16 protein-coding genes and 1 tRNA gene are annotated in these 22,375 nt (G+C 66.4%); 11 read left to right on the top strand and 6 right to left on the bottom strand.

Going from position 1 to position 22,375, the window contains the following annotated elements; genetic code table 11:
- Both Rhe02_RS46530 and Rhe02_RS46525 read left to right on the top strand, forming a co-directional pair.
- Positions 1 to 215 (top strand): hypothetical protein (locus Rhe02_RS46530; protein WP_203914986.1); only part of this gene is annotated, 215 nt, incomplete at its 5' end.
- Positions 216 to 224: 9 nt separating this feature from the next.
- Positions 225 to 632 (top strand): RidA family protein, encoded by a 408-nt coding sequence (locus tag Rhe02_RS46525; protein WP_203914985.1) that lies wholly within the window; start codon positions 225 to 227, stop codon positions 630 to 632.
- On the opposite strand, the gene Rhe02_RS46520 is transcribed toward Rhe02_RS46525, so the two are convergent.
- Both Rhe02_RS46520 and Rhe02_RS46515 read right to left on the bottom strand, forming a co-directional pair.
- Positions 624 to 2,456 (bottom strand): hypothetical protein, encoded by a 1,833-nt coding sequence (locus tag Rhe02_RS46520; protein WP_203914984.1) that lies wholly within the window; start codon positions 2,454 to 2,456, stop codon positions 624 to 626. The two genes, Rhe02_RS46525 and Rhe02_RS46520, sit on opposite strands and share 9 nt — an antisense overlap.
- 71 nt (positions 2,457 to 2,527) lie before the next feature.
- Positions 2,528 to 3,523 carry a helix-turn-helix transcriptional regulator gene (locus Rhe02_RS46515; RefSeq protein WP_203914983.1) on the bottom strand — a complete coding sequence of 332 codons (996 nt, stop codon included), beginning with the start codon at positions 3,521 to 3,523 and terminating at the stop codon, positions 2,528 to 2,530.
- Positions 3,524 to 3,895: 372 nt separating this feature from the next.
- Here Rhe02_RS46515 and topA point away from each other — a divergent pair, with 372 nt between their 5' ends.
- From topA to Rhe02_RS46495, 4 genes are all read left to right on the top strand, one after another.
- Entirely contained in the window at positions 3,896 to 6,703 is a 2,808-nt protein-coding gene (gene topA, locus Rhe02_RS46510; RefSeq protein WP_203914982.1) for a type I DNA topoisomerase, read from the top strand.
- Positions 6,704 to 6,843: 140 nt separating this feature from the next.
- Positions 6,844 to 7,401, top strand: coding sequence for a TetR/AcrR family transcriptional regulator (locus tag Rhe02_RS46505; RefSeq protein WP_203914991.1), 558 nt, complete (start codon positions 6,844 to 6,846; stop codon positions 7,399 to 7,401).
- 141 nt (positions 7,402 to 7,542) lie between these two features.
- Entirely contained in the window at positions 7,543 to 9,630 is a 2,088-nt protein-coding gene (gene tmk / locus Rhe02_RS46500) for a dTMP kinase (RefSeq protein ID WP_373320800.1), read from the top strand.
- A 21-nt stretch (positions 9,631 to 9,651) separates the two neighbouring features.
- Entirely contained in the window at positions 9,652 to 10,806 is a 1,155-nt protein-coding gene (locus tag Rhe02_RS46495; protein WP_239124508.1) for a DNA polymerase III subunit delta', read from the top strand.
- A 2-nt stretch (positions 10,807 to 10,808) separates the two neighbouring features.
- On the opposite strand, the gene Rhe02_RS46490 is transcribed toward Rhe02_RS46495, so the two are convergent.
- Both Rhe02_RS46490 and Rhe02_RS46485 read right to left on the bottom strand, forming a co-directional pair.
- Entirely contained in the window at positions 10,809 to 12,053 is a 1,245-nt protein-coding gene (locus Rhe02_RS46490) for a mannosyltransferase family protein (protein ID WP_203914981.1), read from the bottom strand.
- A 19-nt stretch (positions 12,054 to 12,072) separates the two neighbouring features.
- A complete protein-coding gene (locus Rhe02_RS46485) occupies positions 12,073 to 13,497 on the bottom strand; it encodes a glycine hydroxymethyltransferase (protein ID WP_203914980.1) in 1,425 nt (474 codons plus the stop codon).
- Between the two features lie 149 nt (positions 13,498 to 13,646).
- Between Rhe02_RS46485 and Rhe02_RS46480 the strand changes: the two genes are divergently transcribed.
- Positions 13,647 to 14,225 (top strand): SMI1/KNR4 family protein, encoded by a 579-nt coding sequence (locus Rhe02_RS46480; RefSeq protein ID WP_203914979.1) that lies wholly within the window; start codon positions 13,647 to 13,649, stop codon positions 14,223 to 14,225.
- A gap of 252 nt (positions 14,226 to 14,477) precedes the next feature.
- A complete protein-coding gene (gyrB, locus tag Rhe02_RS46475; RefSeq protein ID WP_239124509.1) occupies positions 14,478 to 16,412 on the top strand; it encodes a DNA topoisomerase (ATP-hydrolyzing) subunit B in 1,935 nt (644 codons plus the stop codon).
- A gap of 48 nt (positions 16,413 to 16,460) precedes the next feature.
- On the opposite strand, the gene Rhe02_RS46470 is transcribed toward gyrB, so the two are convergent.
- A tRNA-Thr gene (locus Rhe02_RS46470) sits at positions 16,461 to 16,536 on the bottom strand.
- 154 nt (positions 16,537 to 16,690) lie between these two features.
- Here Rhe02_RS46470 and Rhe02_RS46465 point away from each other — a divergent pair.
- Positions 16,691 to 18,424 carry a metallophosphoesterase family protein gene (locus Rhe02_RS46465; protein WP_239124507.1) on the top strand — a complete coding sequence of 578 codons (1,734 nt, stop codon included), beginning with the start codon at positions 16,691 to 16,693 and terminating at the stop codon, positions 18,422 to 18,424.
- On the opposite strand, the gene Rhe02_RS46460 is transcribed toward Rhe02_RS46465, so the two are convergent.
- Positions 18,421 to 19,275: a PSP1 domain-containing protein gene (locus Rhe02_RS46460; protein ID WP_203914977.1), complete on the bottom strand. Its 855-nt coding sequence runs from the start codon at positions 19,273 to 19,275 to the stop codon at positions 18,421 to 18,423. The two genes, Rhe02_RS46465 and Rhe02_RS46460, sit on opposite strands and share 4 nt — an antisense overlap.
- Positions 19,276 to 19,353: 78 nt before the next feature.
- Between Rhe02_RS46460 and Rhe02_RS46455 the strand changes: the two genes are divergently transcribed.
- Positions 19,354 to 20,553: a hypothetical protein gene (locus Rhe02_RS46455; RefSeq protein ID WP_203914976.1), complete on the top strand. Its 1,200-nt coding sequence runs from the start codon at positions 19,354 to 19,356 to the stop codon at positions 20,551 to 20,553.
- Positions 20,554 to 21,060: 507 nt separating this feature from the next.
- A complete protein-coding gene (locus Rhe02_RS46450; protein ID WP_203914987.1) occupies positions 21,061 to 22,308 on the top strand; it encodes an IS256 family transposase in 1,248 nt (415 codons plus the stop codon).
- Positions 22,309 to 22,375 lie beyond the last annotated feature (67 nt).

The following is a 22,375-nucleotide window of genomic DNA, read 5'->3' as shown; positions in this document are numbered from 1 at the left end:
ATGCGCGCGATGGGGTGGCGCGCGATGAGGTGGCGCGGCGGCAGCGCACCAAGCGGCCGGTGGCTGTGGAGGTGGGGGAGGTGGGCGAGACTGCCGAGCCGGTCCAGGTCACTGCTGAGCCTGTCCAGGCCACCATTGGCGATCTCGCGGCGAAGCGGCGGGCTAGGGCGGCCGGCACTGCGGTGGCGGTGCCGAAGGCGCGTGCGGCCGGTTAGGCTCTTCCGATGTCGATCGAGCATCGTCTGCAAGAGGTGTCGGGAGTGCCGGCGAACGCGTCCTACTGCCATGCGGTGGTGGCGAGCGGGCGGCTGGCTTTCGTCTCGGGTCAGGTCGCGATGGATGAGGCCGGAAACCTTGTGGGCGAAGGGGATTTGGGCGCGCAGACGAGGCAGGCGCTGCGCAACATGCAGTCTGTTCTGGAGGCGCTCGGGGCCGGGTGGGCCGATGTGGTGAAGCTGACCTGGTACCTGATGGATGTCACCGAAATCCAGGTGGTGCGCGATGTCCGGGACGAGTTCCTGCGGCCTGCGCTGGGCGACCTGCCCAATCCGGCGAGCACGCTGATCCAGGCCGGCGGGTTGTTCCGGCCGGGCTACCTGGTCGAGGTCGAGGCGGTTGTTGCTTTAGCGTGAGCCGTCGCGCCATCGGCGCCATCGGCTGCGGAACCGGCCCGGCGTGGCCGGTCCTTCGTCGGCGGAGGTGACGCCGAGGGGTTCGGCGAAGCGGCCGGTGAGGCCCGCGTAGATGGCCCACGCGGCGAAGGGGACCTCGTCGCCGATGTCGCTGACCGCCTCGGCCAGCGGATCAAGGTCGGGGTCGTTGCGCAGCCAGCCGAGGTCGAGCTGGTTGTGCGGGTCTCGCAGCACGTTGGCCAGGTGCCGGATGGAGGCTGCCGCGCAGGCGCTGCGCCAGGTGTCGTCGGTCCAGGCGGCGGCGCCGGGACGGCGCAGGGCGGGGCGAAGCGGCGCGGGCAGCCCGAGCACGGTCGAGAAGAAGATGGCGGCGTTGTACTGGGCGACCCAGCCCCGGCCGAAGGCGACGCGTTGTCTTTCCAGCGCGGAACGGCTGCTGTCCCAGAACGGGCCGCGCAGGGTGAGCAGGCGGTCCAGCGAGCCGCCGGCGCGGGATAGCAGCCGCCAGCGCACCCGGCCCACCCGCCTTTCGAGCCGCTTGAACAGCCGTCGCACCAGGAGGGCCACGTTTGCCCCCGAGCGGTCGCCACTGAGCCGCTTGGCCTGGATGGTCAGCCGGGCCACCGCGACGGCGTTGAGCGTGTCGCGGCGCTTGGATCGCATGGTGAGCCGGGGCGTACGGGTCGAGCTGGGCCGCAACCAGGAGGCCCAGTAGCGGCGCTCGCCGGGCGCCCAGCGCGAGGGCAGGAAGGTGCGCGCCCACAGCCAGAACAGGCGGCGGCGTCGCAGCATCCGTTCGATGTCCCGGCCGAGCTGCTCGCCCTGGCCGCGGGTGTCGTGGGTGAGCAGCCGATAGGTCGACTCAACCTGTTCCGGCCAGAGGGTACGGGCGATGTCGTAAAGGCCCAGCGCGGTCTCGTAGTCGCCGAGGATTTCGCAGATGGCCGCGCGCGCCAACAGCGGCAACAGGTTGGCCGGGTCGGCGACGGAGGCGCGCCGGAACCGCCCGGCGGCGCGCTCCAAATACTCCGTCCAGATAGGACGCTCCGCGTCGGCGGCGGTATCCAGGTCGCGGGCCTGCGCCTCGAGGCGGGAGATGACACGCCGGTCGATTCCGGCCGTGCGCAAACGGTTGGCTTCGTGTCGCATCTGGTGGGCCTCGACGCGCCAGCCGTACGCGTTGGCCTGCCGTTCGATGCCCTCTTCCTGCAGCGCGAGCCCTTCGCGGTAGACCTGGTAGGCCGGGGCCGAGTGCCAGCGTTCCCAGCGTGGTGTGTTTCTGCCGAAGTGCAGCTGGGTGTGTGCCTGGTAGACGCAGAAGGCGCCCACCTGCGCCACGATGGTGTCGCGGGTGCCGGTCAGGGTGTGCGAGGCGATGACGGTCCCGCGGGGTTGCTTAATGATCATGACGGCGATGCGCAGGCCCGCGTCGGCCGTGTGGCCCAGCCGGGTGAGGATCACGTGCAGGCCGGGCCGGCGCGCGATGGCCAGCCGGGTGAGCGTGAACATGATGCCGGTCGGGGAGCCGAGCTGTTCCTCGGTCGTGGTGGGCGGGGTGGCGGTGGACTGGGCGCCGGGCGCCAGCGACCCGGTGGGATCGTCGCCGATGTAGGCGACCAGCTCGGCGAGCAGCTCGCGGCCCAGCGCGTCATCGGTGGTGGCGGTGAAGGGATGCAGCACCAGGGGCAGCCCGGTGCGGTACCGGCGACGGAAGTATGCCCAGCTCAGCGCGCGGACGATCACCACTGGCACGAGGAGGAACAGAATGATCACCACGATGGAGAAGAACTGTGACTGCTCGATCGTGTGCCAGAAGTCGGTCATCGAAGCCCCGGTTTCATCGACAGAACGACAATCGTAACTGTCGAAGAAAAGTATTCGGGGTGAGAGAGGTGCTAGGCCCAGCCGGAGTGGGCTGCGTGCCAGCCGAGCTGCAGTCGCGTGTGGACACCTGCCAGGTCCATCATTTCGCGCACTCGTCTTTGGACGGTGCGCATCGACAGGCCTAGCTGCGTGGAGATCGACGTGTCGGTGAGGCCCGCCAGGAGCAGGTTCAGGATCTGCTTGTCCAGCTCAGCAAGCAGCTCGGCCGGGCCCTTCTCGGTGAGCCCGGACGCTTCGACGTGCAGCGGGCGGGCCCGCTGCCAGACCGCGTCGAAGAGCGCGAGCAGGGCATCGAGCAGCCCGCTGCGATGCACCAGCAGGGCGGCTGGGGCCTGCCCAGCCGAATCCATCGGCACCATCCCCATGTGCTGATCAGCGATCAACAATTTTATGGGTACCTTTTCCACCACCCGGACGTCCTCACCCGCATGCACCGCCCCCGCCATGTCGGCGGCGGCCCCCTGCTGCTCGAAGATCGCGCGTTCGATGACGACCTTGTAGTGAACCCCGCGCTGGACGCCCTCGTCCTCGTCCGGGTTGTCGCGCCGGGCGACGGCGTCGACGCGGGCGGTCACCAGCGCGCTCACCTCCTTCTGCGCGCTGCGTTGCAGCTGGGCGAAGCGCTTCGCGATCAGCTCCACTCCGGTGACCACCTCAACCAGGTCACCGGCGGTGCGGTCGGAGGAGCTGACCCAGAATCGCTCGGTCAGCGCTGCCAGCTCCAGCTCGGCGCGGCGCAGATCCTCGCGCCGCTGGCGCACCAGGGGACCGAGCGCGATCGCCGGAGAGCTGGCCACGAACCGGGCCTCGGCGTTGCCGGTGCGTGCCACCAAGCCTTGCCCGGACAGGCTCACCAGCAGCCGCTCAACCTCCACCACGGGGAGATCAAGGGCCACGCTCAGTGCGGCTGCGGTGGCTGACGGAAACTCCACCAAAGCGCGATAAAGTGCCTCTTCTTCGCTGCTCATGCCCAACGTGGCGAAGACCATCTGGCGAGTATGCGTCATGACGTAAATACGCCGCAAATGATCGCTGACCAGACTGTCGTGAAGTGTCAGAGTGGCGGGGAGCGTGGCCAGCCGTCGTCACGGGGGCTACGAGCTGGCCACCAGGCCTCAGGCGCCATCTCCTCCCCCCAGGGAAATGTGGCCCGGTTCTCCCCCCAACAGAACCGGGCCACGCCCATCTGCGTGTGACCGGTTAGCGCCTGATTTGAGCGCGCCTCGCCCGGTACACAGAAAATGATCTTTTGATCTTTCCTGCCGATGTATCGTGCAGGGCGGTCGATGGGGTGCGCGACCTCACGTCATTATTGAGCGTTACCGTGTACGTCTTGTTCACCTACTGAGCACCTGCGCAGAGATCACAGGAGTTTGAGCGTGCCTACAGCAGCCAAGAACCGTTTGGTCATCGTCGAATCACCGGCGAAGGCCAAGACGATCTCGGGTTACCTGGGGCCGGGCTATGTCGTCGAGGCGAGCTTCGGCCACATTCGTGACCTGCCTGCCGGGGCCAAGCAGATGCCGGAGAAATACAAGAAGGAACCGTGGGCCTACCTGGGCGTAGACGTCGACCACGGGTTCGCGCCGGTTTACATAGTCAACCCTGATCGCGCCAAGCATGTGACCAAACTCAAAGCGCTCGTCAAAGACGCCGATGAAGTCCTGCTCGCGACAGATGAGGACCGCGAGGGCGAGGCCATCGCCTGGCACCTGGTGGAGACCCTCAAGCCCAAGGTGCCGTTCAAGCGGATGGTCTTCCACGAGATCACCAAGTCGGCCATTCAGGCCGCGGTGGCGAGCCCTCGCGAGATCGATCGCGATCTCGTCGACGCACAGGAAACCCGCAGAATCCTTGACCGTTTATATGGGTACGACGTCAGCGCCGTCCTGTGGAAGAAGGTCCAACGTGGCCTGAGCGCCGGGCGTGTGCAGTCGATCGCGACCAGGATCGTGGTCGAGCGCGAAAAGCAGCGGATGGCATTCCGGTCGGCGGACTATTGGGACATCGTCGCCACGCTGGCCAACGACAAGGCGGAGACCTTCAACGCCACCCTGATCGCGCTCAACGGTGATCGTGTCGCGTCCGGAAAGGACTTCGAGCCGACCACGGGCAAGGCCAAGAGCAACGTCGTCCATCTCGACGAAGCCGCTGCTCGTGGGCTCGCGGCCCGGCTCGACGATCGGGACTTCGTGGTCACCCGGGTCGAGGAGAAGCCGTACAGGCGGCGGCCGTATGCGCCGTTCATCACCTCCACGCTGCAGCAGGAATCTGCCCGCAAGCTGCGGTTCTCTTCGCAGATGACGATGCGGGTCGCGCAGCGGCTCTACGAAAACGGCTACATCACCTATATGCGTACAGACTCGGTGAACCTTTCCGAGTCGGCGCTGTCGGCCGCGCGCACCCAGATCGCCGAGCTTTACGGGCCGGGAGCTGTCCCGCCGCAGCCGCGCCGGTACACCGGCAAGGTCAAGAACGCGCAGGAGGCGCACGAGGCTATCCGCCCGGCCGGGGACTCGTTCCGCACGCCGGGTGAGGTGGCGCGGGAGCTGTCCACCGAGGAGTTCAAGCTTTACGAGCTGATCTGGCGGCGCACCATCGCGTCGCAGATGACCGACGCCGTGGGGCAGTCGGTAAGCGTGCGGATCAGGGCGGTCACCCCGGCCCGCGAGGAGTGCGACTTCGCCGCGTCCGGCAAGACCATCACCGATCCCGGGTTCCTGCGCGCCTACGTCGAGTCCTCTGACGACGCCGACGAGGAGGCCGAGGACGCCGAGCGCCGGTTGCCGATCCTGACCAAGGACCAGCACCTGACCGAGGAGGCCCTGCAGGCGGTCGGTCACACGACCCAGCCTCCGGCCCGGTACACGGAAGCCTCGCTGATCAAAGCTCTCGAAGAGCTGGGCGTTGGCCGGCCCTCCACCTACACGCCGACCCTGCAGACCATCCAGGATCGCGGTTACGTGGTGAAACGCGGTCAGGCGCTGATCCCGACCTTCGTCGCCTTCGCCGTGATCGAGCTGCTGGAGCAGCACTATCCGCGGCTGGTGGACTACAACTTCACCGCGGCCATGGAAGACCAGCTCGACCAGATCGCCGGTGGCGACGCGACCTCGCTGGAGTTCCTGACCACCTTCTATTTCGGCTCCGCCAACGCGGTCGAAGGCTCGGTCGGCCACGCGGGCGGGCTGAAGAAGATGGTCACCGAAAACCTGGGCGAGATCGATGCCCGCAGCATCAACTCGATCCGGCTCTTCACCGATGAGCAGGGGCGCGACGTGGTCGTGCGGGTCGGCCGCTATGGGCCCTACCTGCAGCGCGGCGGGGTCGCCGGGGGCGATGTGGACCCCGACACGGAGAGCGCGGCCGACGGTGACCGGGTGTCCATCCCGGACGGGGTGGCGCCCGACGAGCTGACCCCGGCCAAGGTCGATGAGCTTTTCCTCGGCGGGGGCGGTGAGCGCGATCTCGGCGAGAACCCGGAGACGGGTGAGCAGGTGGTGCTCAAGTCGGGGCGGTACGGGCCTTATGTCTCCAGCGGCGAGACCAACGCGTCCCTGCTGAAGACGCAGTCACCCGATTCAGTGACACTCGCCGACGCGCTGCGGCTGCTGACCTTGCCGCGGCTGGTCGGCAAGGACGAGGCGGGCGAGCCGATCTACGCGAAGAACGGGCGCTATGGCCCGTACATCGAGCGGGGCAAGGACTCGCGATCGCTGGAGGACGAGGAGAAGCTCTTCACCGTCTCCCTCGACGAGGCGCTCACCCTGCTCGCGGCACCGAAGCTGCGCGGAAGACGCCAGGCGGCGCCTCCGCTGCGCGAGCTGGGTGTGGACCCGCTGACCGACAAGGCGATGGTCATCAAGGACGGCAGGTTTGGTCCCTATGTGACCGACGGGGAGACCAACGCCTCGCTGCGCCGCGGGATGACCCCCGAGTCGATGACCGTTGAGCAGGCCAGCGAGATGCTGTCCGAGAAGCGGGCCAAGGGGCCGGCCCCGGCCAAGAAAGCCGCAGCCAAGAAGGCCCCGGCCAAGAAGGCGACCACGGCCAAGAAAGCCGCGCCCGCCAAGAAGACAGCAGCTAAGAAGACGGTCAAGAAAGCCGCAGCCAAGGCCGAGCCCGCGAAGAAAGCGACTCCGAAGAAGGCGACTCCGAAGAAAGCAGCACCGAAGAAGGCTGGGTAATTGCCGCAGGCCGCTTAGATTCGTTGTTCCTGGGTAGGGTGTCAGCAGCAAGGAGCGGTTTAGTGAGCACACAGACTGTCAGCGCTGGTCCCTTGCGCCGGGTTCCGGTGCAGGGCCGAAGCGTAGCGCGCGTACAGCGCATGCTCGATGCGTGCGCCGAGCTAATAGACGAAGTCGGCTACGACGGGCTGAGCACCACACTGCTCGCTGAGCGGGCCGGGGTCGCCATCGGCTCGGTATATCAGTTCTTTCCCGACAAGCGCGCGATTGTGCAGGCTCTTACCCTGCGCAACGTGGAGGCCTATTTGGCCCGGCTCGCCGACCGGATTCCCGCGGGTGAGCTAACCCACTGGTGGGACGGGGTAGACGGTGCCATCGAGGAGTATATCGAGCTTCATCGAAGTGTTCCGGGGTTCCGGACCTTGCATTTCGGTGACGTAGTCGATGTACATTTGATCGACCCGGAGCGGGACAACAACGCGGTGATCGCCGACCATCTGGCGGATCTGCTCGTTCGTTACCACTCCGCGCCCGACTCGGCCAAGCTCCGCTTTGCCCTGACGGTGTCGGTCGAGGCGGCGGATGCGCTGATCAAGTTGGCGTTCCGGCGGCATCCCGAGGGGGACGAGGCAGTCCTTACCGAGTCTAAAAAGCTGGTGAGAGGGTATCTACAGGCTGCCTGGACCGAAGCGTACTAGGGAATTATGTAGGAAGTCTTCAGGGACGGATCCGGGTAGAGGAGCGGTGTTACGGGGCTAGAGTGGCCGCTGTAGACCACTATTCGGAAAGGTTTGGCCATCGAAAAGCAAGCGGAGGGTGAACTCTCAGGCGTCGCAGAACTGCGCGCCATCTTGCGCATCCGCCCCTTCCGACGACTCTGGCTCGTTCTGGGTGCGGCTTCCCTCGGTGACTGGCTAGGCCTTCTGGCCACCGCGACTTTCGCCGCGGCCCAGGTAAGCGGTGGCGCCGCCAAGGGTTTCGCCTTCGGTGGTGTCATCGCTATCCGTCTGCTCCCGGCACTCTTGCTCGGGCCGCTGGCCGGAGTGATGGCCGACCGCTGGGACAGGCGCCTCACCATGGTCGTCTGCGATCTGCTGCGCTTCGTGCTGTTCGCTTCGATCCCGACGGTGGTGCTCTTCTCCAACGACGCCGCGATAACCGTCGGCTGGGCGGCCATCGCGACGTTCCTGATCGAGAGCATCACGTTGATCTGGCTTCCCGCCAAGGAAGCGGCGGTGCCCAACCTGATCCCGAAGGCCCGGCTGGAGGCCTCCAATCAGCTCACGCTGGTCACGACCTACGGCATCACCCCGGTGCTCGCCGCGGCCGTGCTGGCCGGGCTCAATCAGCTGTACCAGTCGCTGACCAACGCCCACATCGAGATTGCGGTGTGGGCTGAGCCGTCCAGTTTGGCTCTGTATTTCAATGCTTTGTCCCGGCTTGCGACAGCGTTGGTGGTTTTCTTCGGGATTCGCGAGATCTCCGGGCGCAACGGGAAGAACCATCACAGCGAGAGCATGGCCCGCCAATTCGTCGACGGCTGGAAGTTCGTGGGCCGTACCCATATGGTGCGGGGTCTGGTCTTCGGCATCCTGGGCGCGTTCGCGGCCGGCGGTGTGGTCATCGGCACGGCCCAGTTCTTCTCCACCGAGCTCAACGGCGGTGACTCGACCTTCGCGATCCTCTTCGCCGTGATCTTCATCGGCCTCGGGCTGGGCATCGCGCTGGGGCCTCGCCTGATCGGCGCGCTTTCCCGGCGGCGGTGGTTCGGCCTGAGCATCATCCTCGCGAGCGGCTCGGTGGCGTTGCTCTCACTGGCCACCCACCTGTCGATCGCGGTGGCGTTCACCCTCCTGGTCGGCGCGGGCGCTGGAATGGCCTTCCTGTCAGGCATCACGCTGCTCGGCGGCGAGGTCGACGATGAGATGCGGGGCCGGGTGTTCGCCGTGGTGCAAACCGGCACCCGAGTGATCCTCATGCTCGCCATTTCACTATCAGGCGTGATGGTTGGTCTGGGTGGCTCGCGCGCGATCGCGGGCACTGATTTTTCGGTCTCGTCGACCCGCATTCTGCTCGGGGTGGCCGGTTTCCTCGGGGTCGGCGCCGGGTTCTGGGCGCTGCGCCAGATGGACGACAAGCCTGGTGTGCCGATCCTGGCCGACCTTTTCAGCTCGATGCGGGGACGCCCGCTCGGCATTCCCGAGCCGAGCAGCGGTGGCGTCTTCGTGGTCTTCGAAGGCGGCGAGGGCGCCGGCAAGTCCACCCAGATCGCCCATTTGGCCACGCTGCTGCAGTCCGGCGGACGCGATGTCGTGGTGACCCGGGAGCCCGGCGCGACGGAGGTCGGCGCTCGGATCCGCCGCATGGTGCTGGATTCGCACGCCACGCCGACCGGCCCCACCGTGCTCGCGCCACGGGCGGAAGCCCTGCTCTACGCGGCCGATCGGGCCCACCATGTGTCCACTGTGGTGCGACCGGCGCTGGCGCGCGGAGCGGTTGTGGTTTCGGATCGTTACGTCGACAGCTCGCTGGCCTACCAGGGCGCGGGCCGCTCGCTTGCGGTGGATGAGATCTCCTGGCTTTCCGCCTGGGCCACCGGCGGGCTCAAGCCCAACCTGGTGGTGCTGCTGGACATCGACCCCACCATCGGCTTGGAGCGAGCCGGGCGGCGCGGTGCGCCCGACCGGCTGGAGCAGGAATCTCTCGACTTCCATGAGCGGGTTCGGATGGGTTTCCTCGACCTGGCCGCGGCAGATCCAAACCGCTATCTGGTACTGGATGCCACCCGCGACGAGAAGGAGCTCGCCGAGGAGATCGCGGCAAGGGTCGGCAAACTGCTGCCCCCTTTAGTCCGAACTGACGGGCCGCCCCCGCAGGAGCTCGCCGCACAACATGCCGAGCGGGTTCGGATTTCGGCGCTGTCGTAGTTGGTGACTATCGTTTCCGGCGTGGATGTTTTCGCGCATCTCGTCGGCCAGCCCGAGGCTGTGGCGTCGCTACGCGCCGCCGCCTCCGGCACGGGCATGACCCACGCCTGGCTGTTCACCGGTCCCGCCGGTTCGGGGCGGTCGGTGGCGGCTAGATCGTTCGCCGCCGCGCTGCAATGCGTCAGCAAGCCGGTCGGCTGCGGCACGTGCCGGGGGTGTCACATGGTGCAGACCGGTAATCACCCCGATGTCCGGTTCGTGGTGCCCGAGGGCCTGAGCATCCCGGTGGCCCTGATGCGTGAGCTGGTGATGCGCGCCGCTACCACCCCGGCCACCGGCCGCTGGCAGATCCTCATCGTCGAAGACGCCGACCGGCTCACCGAGGCGGCGGGCAATGCCCTGCTCAAAGCGGTTGAGGAGCCTCCGGAAAGGACAGTCTTCCTGCTCTGCGCCCCGTCCGACCACCCCGACGACGTTCCGCTGACGATCCGTTCCCGGTGCCGGGTGGTCACCCTGCGCCAGCCGTCGCCCGACGCGGTGGCCGATCTTCTCATGTCGCGTGACGGCATCCCGGCCGAGTTGGCCGCGATGGTGGCCTCCGCCGCGCAGGGCCACGTGGGCCGCGCCCGCCGCCTGGCCCGCGACCCGGAAGCCCGCACGCGCCGCGCCGCGGTGCTTGCCGTGCCGCGCCAGCTTTCCAGCGTCGGCGCCGCGTTCGACGCCGCCAACGGCCTGATCTCGGCCGCCGAAGCGGAGTCTGACGCGGCCACCGCCGAGATCGACGCTGTCGAGCGGGCGGAGATGGAAACCGCGCTCGGCGCCGGTGGCACCGGCAAGGGCGCGGCGGGCGCCGTCCGAGGCGCGGCCGGGCAACTCAAGGAGCTTGAGCGGCGCCAGAAATCCCGCGCCACCCGCGCCCAGCGCGACGCCCTCGACCGGGCCCTGCTCGACCTCGCCGGCTTCTATCGTGACGTCCTGGCCAACCAATGGGCCGCCCCGGTTCGCGCCATCCACAGCGACGTCCACGCCGTTGCCCAGGCCGCCGCCGAGCGCTGGAGCCCCGAGAGCACACTGCGCCGCCTCGAAGCCGTGATGCAATGCCGCACAGCGATCGACGCCAACGTCAAGCCCCGCATCGCTGTCGAGGCCATGATGCTGTCCCTCTGGAAGGGCTGAGTTCAGGCCACGAACTGGTTCTGGACGAAGGTCACCACCATGGCGCCCTGCAGTGCGAGCGCGATGGCGAGGTAGGCGCGATCGAAGGTGTGGTTGCGCCCCCGTCTGGCGAGCCACATGAAGACCACGGTGCATTCGAGCGCGAACCGCCACATCGAGCTGAGCGGGTAGTGCGCGCGGATCGGGTTGGACAGGGGCATCAGGATGACGATGGCCGCGAAGATGACGAGGTAGGCGTGGTCGGCGCCCAGCCGCCATGGGCCGGCCAGGACCAGAGCCAGAATGACGAGCACACCGAGCGCGGCGGTCAGATTGATGATGTTGCGCACTGTCGTTGGCCCGTATAGGGGTTCGGTGCGGTGGATGAGCAGGAAGACATCCTTGATGGTGGTCAGCGGGTTGGTGTACCCGTAATGGAACCAAACCTCTTGGGATTTAAGGAAACGAAACGGGTCGCCGAACGAGACCGCCAGGTAGGCCATGTATACGCCCAGCCCGGCCGGTACCAAGGCAATGCCTAGCGCATCAAAGCGCACCTTTCGCCACGAGAATCCGCGCTGGCGCAGGTATTCGTAGGCGAACGCGGCCGCGAGCATGACGCCGGCCATGCGGGTGGCGCTCGCGAATGCGCCCAGTACCCCCGCCCACCACCAATGACCGCGGCGCATCCAGTAAAGCGAGCCGATGGCGAGGGCGAGGAAAAGCGATTCGGTGTAAGCGGCGACAAGATAGAAGCCGGTGGGAAAGGCGAGCAGGTAGAAGGTTGCCCGGCGGGCGTCCGCCCGGCCCAGCATCTCCGCGCTCAGCCGATGCATCATCACCAGCGCGGCCAGACAGGCGATCAGCGAAACAACTATGGCTGCTTCGAACGACCCGCCCGCGACCACATAGTTCGCGCCCCGGACCAGCATCGGGTAAAGCGGAAAGAATGCGGTGCTGTTGCCGTCGAAGTGATAGCCGAAATCCGCGATGATGACATACCAGGTGGTGTCCCAGCGATGCCAGGAGGAAAGCAACTCGCCGAAGGTGGCCGGGGGCGCGCCCGCCTTCGACGTGAGGTCCTCGGTGGGCAGCCAGGAGACCGCAGTGACCACGTAATAGGTCACCAGGCCGATGGCCCAGACAGCGAAGCCGGCCAGAAACGATTCCTGCCATCGCTGCCAGATCTCGTTTTTCGGCTTCGGGCCTGCGTCAGCGCTGACGCTAGCCGGGCTCGGGGTGAGGGTGGTCGCCTCTGAATCGGGCATGAGCGCGCCTCTGAAGTCGCTACCCCAGGTCGATGGTGGGGTAGAGGGGGAAGCCGGCGAGCAGCTCGGTGGCCTGTTTGGCTACCCGCTCGGCAAGCGAACCGTCCAATGTGTACTTTGCTTTGGAGCCGGAGTCGGCCCGGGTGTGGCTGAGCACGGTGTGGATCAGCTCAGCGATCTCGTCCATCTCCGCAGTGCCCAGCCCGCGTGAGGTGAGCGCCGGGGTGCCGATGCGCACGCCCGAGGTGTACCAGGCCCCGTTCGGGTCACGGGGAACCGAGTTGCGGTTGGTGACGATGCCCGAGTCGAGCAGCGCCTGCTCGGCCTGGCGGCCGGTGAGGCCGTAGCTGTTGACGTCGATGACCGACAGGTGGTTGTCGGTTCCGCCGGTGACCAGAGTGGCGCCGCGGCGCATGAGCGCCTCGGCGAGCGCCTGGGAGTTGGCCACCACCTGCTGGGCATAGCCCGCGAAGTCGGGGCGACGTGCCTCGGCGAGCGCGATTGCCTTGGCGGCCATGATGTGTGGCAGCGGGCCTCCGAGCACCATCGGGCAGCCGCGGTCGACCTGATCGGCGAGCTCAGGTTGGCAGAGCACCATGCCGCCACGCGGGCCGCGCAGCGACTTGTGGGTCGTGGTGGTGACGATGTGGGCGTGTGGCACGGGGTCGAAGTCGCCGGTGAAGACCTTGCCCGCCACGAGTCCGGCGAAGTGGGCCATGTCCACCAGGAAGGTGGCGCCGACCTCGTCCGCGATCTCCCGCATCACCCGGAAGTTGACCTTGCGCGGGTAGGCGGAGTAGCCGCCGACGATGATGAGCGGCTTGAACTCCCGGGCCGTCTCGCGAAGCGCGTCGTAGTCGATCAGCCCCGTCTCCGGGTCTGTGCCGTAGCTGCGCTGGTCGAACATCTTGCCTGAAATGTTGGGCCGGAAGCCGTGGGTGAGGTGGCCGCCGGCGTCGAGCGACATGCCGAGCATGCGCTGGTTGCCCAGGTCCTGGCGCAACTGGGCCCAGTCGGCCGGGCTCAGGTCGTTCACCTGGCGGGCCTGGGCCTTGGCCAGCGCGGGCGCCTCGACCCGGTCGGCGAGGATGGCCCAGTAAGCCACCAGGTTGGCGTCGATTCCCGAGTGCGGCTGCACGTAGGCGTGCGGGGCGCCGAACAGCTCACGGGCGTGCTCAGCGGCCACCGACTCGACGGTGTCCACGTTGCGGCACCCGGCGTAGAAGCGCCGGCCGATGGTCCCCTCGGCGTACTTGTCACTGAACCAGTTCCCCATTGCGAGCAGCACCGCGGGCGAGGCGTAGTTCTCGCTGGCGATCAGCTTGAGCGACTCTCGCTGGTCGGTCAGCTCGGCGGCGATGGCCGCGCCAATCCGCGGATCAACAGTGTTGATCACCGCGATCGCCTGCCGAAAGGCCGTGGATTCGGGGCTCAGTGACGACATCGTTACACCATATCGTTGCCCGGTGCCGGCACGCCTGCGGGCCGAGCCGCCACTGTCCAATGCGGATTTGGTTGGCAGCGCGCTACATTTGAGTGCGTGTTATCTTCCGGAAGGGGAGTCGGCACTCCCGGCCGGGACAGGAGCATTGCATGTCGATGATGGCCACGCTGCAAAGCATCGAAAGCTGGCTGCGCGTAAATTCGCCACCCACCGCCGACAGCTTGCAGCCTCGGGCTACTCAGCAGCAACTCGACGAGGCGGCCCGTTTCCTCGACGTCCAGCTGCCCGCCGACTTGGCCTGCCTCTACCTGTGGCACGACGGCGCGACCGCGGCGGGGGCACCGTTCGAGATCGCGCCCACCTTCTCGTTCATGTCGCTGGAAAGGGCGCTTGACGCCTGGACCGGCCGCAATCAGCTCTACCGGCGAGACCTCGACCGGGATTCGGCGTTCCACGACTGGCAACCGCATTGGCTGCCCATCGGAGTCGATATCTGCGGCGATTACGTCGTCGTCGAGACCGCTGGCGAGACGGCCGGCCGGATATTCGAGTCGTCCTTCGTCAACGGCGCATGCATCGACACGGCGTGGTCGTCGCCTCGCGACTGGGCCGAGCAGATGCTCAGGTCGCTCACTGCCGACAGGCCCTTTCGGGAGCACTGGCGACGCGACACGACAAGCCGGATCCTCACCTGGCGCATCGAGCAAACCCATGGCACAGCATTGTGATTCGGACACTTGTCTTTCGTGGACGGTTGACGGCCGTTCCGCGACCCTAGCTGGCCTTCCGGAAGGCGGCCATTTGACTGCAATCCCAAGGGGCGCGAGCGTACGACGGAGCGTCGCCAGGGGTAAGATTGACTACGAATACGGTCGACATTACAATTCCGCGGGTCCCGGCTGAGGTGGCTTGCCCCGCACAGACCCCGCCCGCTGGGCCGACGCATGGTCGCCACGGGCGAGAAAGCATCGAGAGTGACAGTGACCAAGCAGCAAGACACCTACAACGCCGCGTCTCTTAGCGTTCTCGAAGGCCTGGAAGCCGTCCGCAAGCGGCCCGGTATGTATATCGGCTCCACCGGTGAACGTGGCCTGCATCACCTGGTGTGGGAAGTGGTCAACAACTCGGTGGACGAGGCGCTGGCGGGGGTGTGCGACACCATCGATGTGGCGCTGCTGGCCGATGGTGGCGTCCGCGTGATCGACAACGGCCGGGGCATCCCGGTCGACCTGCACCCCAAGATGAAGAAGCCGGGCGTCGAGGTGGCGCTGACGGTGCTGCACGCGGGTGGCAAGTTCGATGGAAAGGCCTATGCCGTCTCCGGCGGTCTGCACGGCGTGGGCATCTCGGTGGTGAACGCGCTCTCGACGCGGGTCGACATCGAGATCCACAGGGATGGTTACGAATGGCGGCAGGAGTACACCAACTCCGTGCCCGGCCCGCTCAAGAAGGGCGACGCGACCACGGCCCACGGCACCAGCGTCGCTTTCTGGCCAGACCCGGCCATCTTCGAGACCACCGAGTTCACCTTTGAGACGATCTATCGCCGCCTTCAGGAGATGGCCTTCCTGAACAGGGGCCTCACCATCCACCTGCGCGACGAGCGGGAGACCGGCGAAGAGGTGCGCGAGGTCACCTTCCTTTACAAGGGCGGCATCGCCGACTTCGTGCGGCATCTCAACAACACCAAGAGCCCCATCCACAAGTCGGTCATCGAGTTCGGCGCCGACGGCGACGGCATGGCTCTCGAAGTGGCCATGCAGTGGAACGAGTCCTACGGTGAGTCGGTCTACACGTTCGCCAACACCATCAACACCCACGAGGGCGGCACCCACGAAGAGGGCTTCCGCGCGGCGCTGACCACGATCGTCAACAAATACGGCGCGGACAAGAAGTTCCTCAAGGGCGACGAGAAGCTCTCCGGCGAAGACATCCGTGAGGGTCTCGCCGCGATCGTCTCGGTGAAGCTGGCCAACCCCCAGTTCGAGGGCCAGACCAAGACCAAGCTCGGCAACACCGAGGTGAAGAGCTTCGTACAGAAGCTGTGCAACGAGTGGCTGGCCGACTGGCTGGAGCGCAACCCGGCCGAGGCCAAGACCATCATCACCAAGGCGAACCAGGCCGCCCGGGCCCGGCTCGCGGCCGCCCAGGCGCGCAAGCTGGCTCGGCGCAAGTCGCTGCTGGAGTCCGGTTCCATGCCGGGCAAGCTGGCCGACTGCCAGTCCACCGACCCGAAGGTGTGCGAGCTGTTCATCGTCGAGGGTGACTCCGCCGGCGGCTCGGCCAAGCAGGGCCGTGACCCGCGGGTGCAGGCCATCCTCCCGATCCGCGGCAAGATCCTCAATGTGGAGAAGGCGCGCATCGACCGCGTGCTGAAGAACAACGAGGTCCAGGCGCTTATCACCGCGCTCGGGACGGGCATTCACGACGAGTTCGATATCGAGAAGCTTCGGTACCACAAAATCGTTCTGATGGCCGACGCCGACGTTGACGGACAGCACATCCAGACCCTGTTGCTGACGCTGCTCTTCCGCTTCATGCGTCCGCTGGTCGAGCTGGGCCACGTCTACCTGGCGTCGCCGCCGCTCTACAAGATCAAGTGGAACAAGAAGGGCGACGATTTCCAGTACGCCTACTCCGACCGCGAGCGCGACAGCCTGATCGTGGCGCGTCAGGAGACCAAGCCCAACGCGAAGCCCGACGACGTCCAGCGCTTCAAGGGTCTCGGCGAGATGAACTACCCGGAGCTGTGGGAGACCACGATGAACCCGGGCACGCGCACGCTGCGCCAGATCACGCTCGACGACGCCGCCACGGCCGACGAGCTGTTCAGCGTGCTGATGGGCGAGGACGTTGAGTCCCGGCGCTCGTTCATCCAGCGCAACGCCAAGGACGTGCGGTTCCTCGACATCTGAGCCGTAAGCAAAAACAGGCCCAGCTCATCATGAGCTGGGCCTGTTGCGTGGAGCCGCCTAACGGAATCGAACCGTTGACCTATTCATTACGAGTGAATCGCTCTACCGACTGAGCTAAGGCGGCAACGTCGCACAACTATACGCGATCAGTGGGGACGGGCCGCAACCGGCTATCGGAGGGCTCTCATAGCAAACTAACTTAACTGAATCATCTAGGACGAATCGGCTGGGTGACAGCGGGGTGCGCAGCCGTCCACTGACGACTACGCTGCGCTTTTGTGACTGCCACACCGCTTCCCCGCGAGCCGTCGGCCTTCGAGTCAACCTTCGTCCGGCGACCCTCCAAATTGGACCCTGAAGAGCTCGGATTCGAGCCGCGTCAGCCAGTGGCCTGGCTCAGCCCGAGTCAGCTGGCGGCCACCGGCATCCGGGTGGCCTTCGCGGCACAGTTCGGCGCCTACCTCGACAAGCGCGAGCTTCAGGTCGCCCTGCCGAACCAGGTCCACGACCAGTACGCCACGCAAGAAGACATATGGATTGACTACATCGCCGATCTGGGCGACGGGTTCGACGCCACCTATTCGATGGCCTACCTGCTGGCGCAGCCGCAGGTCCAGCTGGGCGACGACACCCTGCCGCGCGGGCAGGTGCTCCTGCTCGGCGGCGACCAGGTCTATCCGACCGCGAGCGGGGCGGAGTACGAGAACCGGTTCGAAGGCCCGTACAAGGCGGCGCTGCCCGAGCCGATCACCGACGCCAGCCCGACCATGTACGCGCTGCCGGGCAACCACGACTGGTACGACGGCCTGACCGCCTTCATGCGCCTGTTCACGCGCCGCGACGGGGGCCGCATCGGGGGCTGGAAGACCAAGCAGACCCGAAGCTACTTCGCGCTCAAGCTGCCGCACCGCTGGTGGCTGCTCGCGGTCGACGCGCAGGGCGAGGCTTATGTCGACGACCCGCAGCTGGAGTTCTTCAAGAGCGTCGCGGGGACGTTCCAGCCCGGCGACAACGTGATCATCATGACGCCGCAGCCGGCCTGGGTACAGACCGACGAGCATCCCCGCTACTACGACACGATCGACTACTTCCTGCGCAACGTGATCGATCCGACCGGTGCCCACGTCAAGCTCATGCTCAGCGGCGATCTGCATCACTATTCGCGTTACGTGCAGCAGGGCGGGACGCGGCAGCTGGTCAACTGCGGTGGCGGCGGGGCCTACACGGCCGCGACTCACCACCTACCGGAGAAGATCGCCGTTCCGCCGAAGCATTCGCTGGTACGCAGAGCAAGCCCGCAAGGTTTTTACAAGCTGGCCAAGACATATCCCACGAAGCTGCGCTCGAAATGGCTCGGCGGCGGCGTTTTCGCCCGCCTCCCGTGGCGCAACCCCGGGTTCGCCGGTCTTCTCGGCGTGCTGCACACGATGCTGCTGCTGGCCCTGCAGAACGAAGGCCATCGCATCGTCACGGTGCCGATTTTCTTGATGGTGAGCCTTTTCCTGGCCGCTACGACGTTCTTCGCGGTGGGCCTGACCGCCGGTCAAATGAAGGCGAAACCCTTTATCTTAGGCGGGTTACACGGCGTGGCCCATGTCCTGCTCGGCGTCGGTGGCTGGCTCATCTGGAGACAGCTGCCGCTTTCCGAGATCGCCTGGCCCGGGCCGCCCGCCGCCGCAGTCGTCGTCTACCTGCCGATCGTTTCCATCGTTGCGGCGCTTCTGGTTTCGGCCTACCTGCTGGTCGCGTCGAGCTTCAAGGTGAACACCAACGAGCTCTTCGCCGGCCAGGGCATCGAGGACTTCAAGAGCTTCCTGCGGCTGCACATCGCCGCCGACGGAACGCTGACGCTCTACCCGATCGGTGTGGACAGGATCAGCAAGAACTGGATAGCCCAGGCTTCTGGGTCGTGGTTCCGCCCGGCGAAGCCGTTGCGGCCGCGCCTGGTGGATACGCCGGTGGTCTTCTCGCCGATCGAGGTGCCCACCAGCGTGCCCGATCCCTTGCCCTAGCTAAGGTGCTTCTCCTCGTAAGCTTTGCGGCTCCCGCACACCGAAGCCTTCGGGCAGACGGTGCGGGAGCCGTCAGCGTTGAGCCGGATCACGACCGAGTCCTTCGGGACCGAATGCCCCACCACCCGGCCATCGCCCTCGGGCGTGCTGACCTGCTCCCCGATCGCGGGTGCCGTGGCGTGAAAGTCTTGGTACATCGGATGCTCATACTTCAAACAGCACATGAGCCGCCCACACGCCCCGGAGATGCGCATCGGGTTCAGCGGCAGATCCTGATCCTTGGCCATCCTGATGCTGACCGGCTCAAACTCGGTGAGGAAGGTCGAGCAGCAGAGGTCTCGCCCGCAGGAGCCAATGCCGCCCTGCACCTTGGCCGAGTCGCGTGCCGATAGCTGGCGCAGCTCCACCCGGCAATGCAGAGTGGCCCCCAAATCCCTTACCAGGGAACGAAAATCAACCCGATGCGGCGCGGTGAAGTAGATCGTCGTGCGTGGCCCGGCGCCCCAATCGGGCTGCTCGGTTTCCTGCCCGGGGGTGTGATCGACTGAGATCACTTTCATCGGCAGCTGATGCTCGCGGATCAAGCGGTTGGCTGCTATGCGCGCTTCGGCCTTTCGCTGCCGGACGATCTCATCCCGACGCAGATCGACATCCTGCGCGAAACCGGCCAAACGGGGGAACCCGGAGGTGTCTTCATCGACCCACTGGGCCGCCCATACGCATTCAGCAACTTCAGGCCCATCATCGGTGGGCACGAGCACCTTGTCGCCCACACGCGGGGAAAACTCGCCCGGATCAAGATAGAAAAGCCGCCCGTATCGGTTGAAGGCGACCGCGCAGAGCATGCCCATTGACACACCCTACGCGTAACTGCGCCCTAATGGCTTCGTTGGCACTCCAGGTGAGCTCCTCAACCCCTTGGAGGAAGCATGCGAATGCTTACGGTCGTCTGCGTCGTTCTCGGTTCCGTGCCTTTGCTGGCCGCTCCCAGCACCGCAGCGCCGGGTTGCCCACCCGTCAGCTTCACGGCGAGCGCCGATGCGCGCCTGCTCAATTTCGCCCTTGTCGATCTACGCCCGCTCGGGCTGGAAACCCACGTCGCCAACCTCACGCTCGCGCCCACCAAGGCCGGTATGGCCACGACGGCTACGGTGCGCGGCTCCGCCCAAGCCGAGTACCTTGACGGCTCGGTCCTCGGGCTCAAGCTCCCGCGTGGCCCGCTGGAGGCCCGCGTGGCCCAGCAGGCGCCACCCGCCAACCAGAATCCGGCCCGCAACACGGCCCTCGCCGTCGACCTGGGCCCGGTCGGCAAGATCGGAGCAGGTTCCCTCGAGGCCCAAGCCCAATGGACCGACCCGATGACCTGCGGCACCCAGACCGGCCTCGCGGGCCAAGGCGCAGCCGCCATCGTCGATGCCGCGATCCTCCCCGGCTCGTCCGGCGCCATGGTCCGCGCCTCGCAAAACCTGCAAAGCCGAGCCGCCACCGCCCTGGTCCCCAAGGACGGCCGCGCCGCCTCAGCCGCCCGCGCGGAGATCGGACTGTCCAAACTAGAGCTTCTCGGAAACGCCATCACCGTCCGCGTAGTGCAACCACCGTCGCTGAACGCGATAGCGACCGGCCGCAAAGAAACCTCATCCGTCGAATACCACTCACCCCTGCTGGAAATCACCGCACCCGGCCTAGGCACCAAGAAACTCGACACCCCCGGTCAAAGCCTCGAAATCCCAATCCCCACAACGACTCTATCCACCATCCTTTCCGGACTCCCGCTGCGCGGCCTCACCCTAGGCCAGCACCCCACCCTGATCCGCCTCACCCTAGGCACCTTCACTCAAACCATCACAGACCGCGAAGTCACCGCCTCCGCCACCAGCCTCCGCGTCGAACTCCTCACCCCCGGCACCACCCATCTCCTAGACCTCAACATCGGCCTCCTCACCACCTCCGCCACCGCCCCACCCTGGGCCGCCGCCCCCACCAGCCCGCCCCCACCCGGCTGCGGCACCCCCGCCTGCCAACTCCCGCTAACCGGCTTCAACATCGGCCTAGCCACCGGCGCCGGCATCCTCGTCCTCATCCTCGGCCGCTTCCTCCTGCTCCTCACCACCCGCCGCCCCCGCACCTAACCCCCTTTTCCCCTTACGCCCCAACCCCTCTCACTCTCCTCCCTGCGCCGCTCCGTCGTGGTCCCGCACCGTATCTCCCGGCGGCAACGCAACGTCCGTGCTCCTTCCGCTTCCAACCCCTTTCTCGCGGTGCCAACACATCAATCCCTCCAGGCCCCTTTCCTCCTCTCCCGATGCAGAGGGGCAGCTGGCACGTCCCCTCACGGCGAGCCCAGGCACGCTCCGCTTCTCGGTGTTTCTCTGGTCGCCTCGGGCTGCCCACTGTTCTTGTGGCACCTACATCTCTGCCTCGCTCGGTTGATGCAGAGAGGTAGGTGCCACGGCCCCTCACCGCCGGCGTTGGTGTGCTCGATTTCTCCCGCGACCGATCGACGGTGGGAACCGCGGGACTATCAGATCAACGGTGTAACTCTGTGAGCTGAGGAGTTACTTGTGGACAGGACCGTTGGCGATGTGGCGGTTTCGGCCGTTGAGCCTGGGGTGGAAGACAATCAGCAACCGGCTGAGATGAATCTGGCTCAGTTGCTCGACGGTGATGTGGTCGCCCGGTTGACCCGGCAGGCCCAGGCGTCGGGGGTGCCGTTGACCGGTGAGGGTGGGCTGCTCAAGCAGTTGACCAAGATGGTGCTGGAAGCGGCGCTGCAGGGCGAGATGGACGCTCACCTCGGTTACGGCAAACACGCCCCGGCGGGGCGTAACAAGGGCAACTCGCGTAACGGCAGCAGGTCTAAGACCGTGGTCACCGATATCGGCCCGGTCGAGGTCGAGGTGCCCCGCGACCGTGACGCCTCCTTCACGCCGCAGATGGTCGCCAAAAGACAGCGGCGCCTGTCCGGGGTCGATGATCTGGTGATCTCGTTGACCGCGCGGGGCTTGACGTCTGGGGAGATCTGCGCGCACCTGGCCGAGGTCTACGGCACCAGCGTGTCGAAGGAGACCATCTCGGTCATCACCGACCGGGTCCTGGACACCATGACCGAATGGCAGTCCCGGCCCCTGGACCCGGTCTATCCGGTGATCTTCGTGGATGCCATCTATCTGAAGATCCGCGACGGGCAGGTCGCCAACCGGCCCGTCTACGTCGCCCTCGGGGTGACCTGCGAGGGCGGCTCAGACGTGCTCGGGCTGTGGGTCGGCGACAGCAACGGCGAAGGAGCCAAATACTGGCTGCGCGTCCTGTCCGAGATCCGCAACCGGGGTGTGGGCGATGTGTGCATGCTGGTCTGCGACGGCCTCAAAGGCCTGCCCGAGGTCGTCGCTCAGGTATGGCCACAGACCGTGGTGCAGCAGTGCATCATCCACCTACTGCGCAACACCTTCCGCTACGCCACCAAGAAAGACTGGGCGCAGATCGCCCGCGACATCAAACCCGTCTACACCGCCGCCTCGGAGCAGGCCGCTCTCGACGCGTTCGCCGAATTCAGCGACAGGTGGGAGAAGAAATACCCGGCCATCACCCGGCTGTGGTCAGACGCCTGGCCCGAAATGGTGCCCTTCCTCGCCTTCGACGTCGAAATCCGCAAAGTCGTCTGCACCACCAACGCCATCGAATCGATCAACGCCCGGCTCCGGCGGGCAGTCAACGCCCGCGGCCACTTCCCCACCGACACCGCCGCGCTCAAATGCCTATACCTGGCCATCCGCGCCCTCGACCCCACCGGGCGCGGCAAAGCCCGCTGGACCAACCGCTGGAAAACCGCCCTCAACGCCTTCGACATCACCTTCAACGGCCGCGTCACCGCCGGCCGCCGATAACCCAGACAACCAACCAAAACCATCAGTTACACCGAAATTCTGATACTCCCGGAACCGCTGGCAGGGG

The sequence above is a fragment of the Rhizocola hellebori genome, from assembly GCF_016862955.1.
GTDB classification, from domain to species: Bacteria; Actinomycetota; Actinomycetes; order Mycobacteriales; family Micromonosporaceae; genus Rhizocola; species Rhizocola hellebori.
This window is presented reverse-complemented; position numbering and strand designations above follow the sequence as displayed.

Coding starts and splice junctions, on each gene's coding strand:
- Rhe02_RS46525 (WP_203914985.1), top strand. CDS start 225: ATGTCGATCGAGCATCGTCTGCAAGAGGTGTCGGGAGTGCCGGCGAAC.
- Rhe02_RS46520 (WP_203914984.1), bottom strand. CDS start 2,456: ATGACCGACTTCTGGCACACGATCGAGCAGTCACAGTTCTTCTCCATC.
- Rhe02_RS46515 (WP_203914983.1), bottom strand. CDS start 3,523: ATGACGCATACTCGCCAGATGGTCTTCGCCACGTTGGGCATGAGCAGC.
- Rhe02_RS46505 (WP_203914991.1), top strand. CDS start 6,844: ATGCTCGATGCGTGCGCCGAGCTAATAGACGAAGTCGGCTACGACGGG.
- Rhe02_RS46490 (WP_203914981.1), bottom strand. CDS start 12,053: ATGCCCGATTCAGAGGCGACCACCCTCACCCCGAGCCCGGCTAGCGTC.
- Rhe02_RS46485 (WP_203914980.1), bottom strand. CDS start 13,497: ATGTCGTCACTGAGCCCCGAATCCACGGCCTTTCGGCAGGCGATCGCG.
- Rhe02_RS46480 (WP_203914979.1), top strand. CDS start 13,647: ATGTCGATGATGGCCACGCTGCAAAGCATCGAAAGCTGGCTGCGCGTA.
- Rhe02_RS46460 (WP_203914977.1), bottom strand. CDS start 19,275: ATGGGCATGCTCTGCGCGGTCGCCTTCAACCGATACGGGCGGCTTTTC.
- Rhe02_RS46455 (WP_203914976.1), top strand. CDS start 19,354: ATGCGAATGCTTACGGTCGTCTGCGTCGTTCTCGGTTCCGTGCCTTTG.
- Rhe02_RS46450 (WP_203914987.1), top strand. CDS start 21,061: ATGAATCTGGCTCAGTTGCTCGACGGTGATGTGGTCGCCCGGTTGACC.